At 75.6% G+C, this 1,737-nt stretch carries 2 protein-coding genes; one reads left to right on the plus strand and one right to left on the minus strand.

Annotated elements, in window-relative coordinates; translation table 11 throughout:
- Positions 1 to 283 (minus strand): transposase (locus ACOV8S_RS19435; RefSeq protein WP_448319073.1); only part of this gene is annotated, 283 nt, incomplete at its 3' end.
- A 321-nt stretch (positions 284 to 604) separates the two neighbouring features.
- Here ACOV8S_RS19435 and ACOV8S_RS19440 point away from each other — a divergent pair.
- The gene (locus ACOV8S_RS19440) at positions 605 to 1,735 is read left to right on the plus strand and encodes an SPFH domain-containing protein (RefSeq protein ID WP_448319457.1); all 1,131 of its coding nucleotides are present in this window, start codon (positions 605 to 607) and stop codon (positions 1,733 to 1,735) included.
- Positions 1,736 to 1,737: the final 2 nt, after the last annotated feature.

Raw genomic sequence — 1,737 nt, forward strand, 5'->3', positions numbered from 1 at the left:
CCGAGACGATCCAGTCGAGATCGCCTTCGGCGTCGGCCTGGGCGAGCAAGGCGGTGAAGACCTTCTCCCAGGTGCCGTCGGCGGCCCACTTCCGCAACCGGTTGTGGGCGCCCTTCCACGAGCCGAATTGCTCGGGCAGGTCCATCCACGGAGTGCCGGTGCGGTACTTGAACGCAATCGCGTCGATCACTTGCCGGTGATCACGCCATCGCCCACCCCGCCGAGGTGTCCGGTCCGGCAGCAACGGCTCGATCCTCGCCCACTGGGCGTCAGTCAACGACACACATCAACCAACGATCAGATGATCCGAAGGAAACGCCCTAGAGGCCCATGCGTGACGGAGTCCCCCGTGGCCCGAGCGTTCCGGAGTGCCGCGGGGCCCGAGCGTGGCGGAAGGCACGCGCTCGGGCGTGGCGGGGGCACGCGTGGCCCGTGCGGGACGGAAGAGCCCCGCGGTCCGTGCGGGACGCGGCCGGTACCCGTTCGGGTGGGAAGGACGCGAGTCGTCCCCGCGGCGGGTGCCGGTCCTGGTAGCCGTGGGGGATGCTCACGCACCGCCCCCGCCGCGCAGCCCGCGCCCGCGGCCGCCCGTCCGCAGGGACGGCTGATCCAGAACGAGGCCACCACCGAGATCCCCGTCCACCTCCTCTTCCGCGACGACACCATGACCGGCGCGCAGCCCGCCGTGGTCGCCCGCGTCGAGACCACCGGCACCGTCGCGGCCCTCGGGGCGACCGGCACCGGGACACCCGCCGCGGCCGGAGCCGCCGGTCCGCGGCGCCCGGCCCGCCGGCGTCCGGCCCCGCTCCCCGCGGTGGCCGCCGACGTGGACCCGGCGCTGGAGGAGCGGCCCGGCCGCGCCCTGCCCGGTGCGCTCGGGGTGCTGGCCGGCGCCGCCGGACTGGCCGGCGGGGTCCTGACCACCTGGTGGGCCGGCGTGGTGCCGCCGGCCGCGCTGGAGATCGCCGGCCTGCCCGTCGCGGACGCCGGAACGGGCGGCTTCGGTCTCGGCCGGTGGGCCGCCTGGACCGGGTCCGCCGCCCTCGGCCTGTTCGGCCTCGGCGGCCTGGCCCGCGGCAACACCGGACGCGCCTGGGTGCTGGGCATGTTCGGCCGCTACCGCGGCACCGTCCGCCGCACCGGCCTGCTCTGGGTCAACCCGCTGCTGCTGCGCCGCAGGGTCGACGTCCGGCTGCGGCACTGGCGCAGCGAACCGCTGTGCGCGAGCGACCCCAACGGGGTGGCGCTGCGGGTGCGGACGCTGGTGGTGTGGCGGGTCAAGGACACCGCACGGGCGGTGCACGCGGTGGAGGACCACGAGGAGTACCTGCGCCGCTGCGTGGAGGCGGCGCTGGCCCGGATCCCGGTGGACCCGCCGATGGAGCCGGCCGACGAGCGTCCCGGCGAGGACGGTGACGAGCCGGGCCTGGAGGAGGCGCTGACCGGCCAGGTCGCCGCCGACGCCAGGGCGGTCGGGCTCGAGGTGTTCGCGGTGCGGCCGATCCGCGTCGAGTACGCCCCCGAGGTGGCCGCGGTCATGCAGCGGCGGCGTATCGCCGCCCTGGACACCCGGCAGCGGGCCGGGGTGCTCAGCGCCGTGGTGGACTCCGTCGAGGACACCGTGAACCGGCTCACCTTGCGCGGGCTGGTGGAGCTGGACGACTACGAGCGCAAGGTCCTGGTGAAGGACCTGACCATCGCCTTCTGCGCGGGACGGGGGGAGGCCGCGCCCTAGCC

The organism is Streptomyces sp. CO7 (assembly GCF_053474865.1).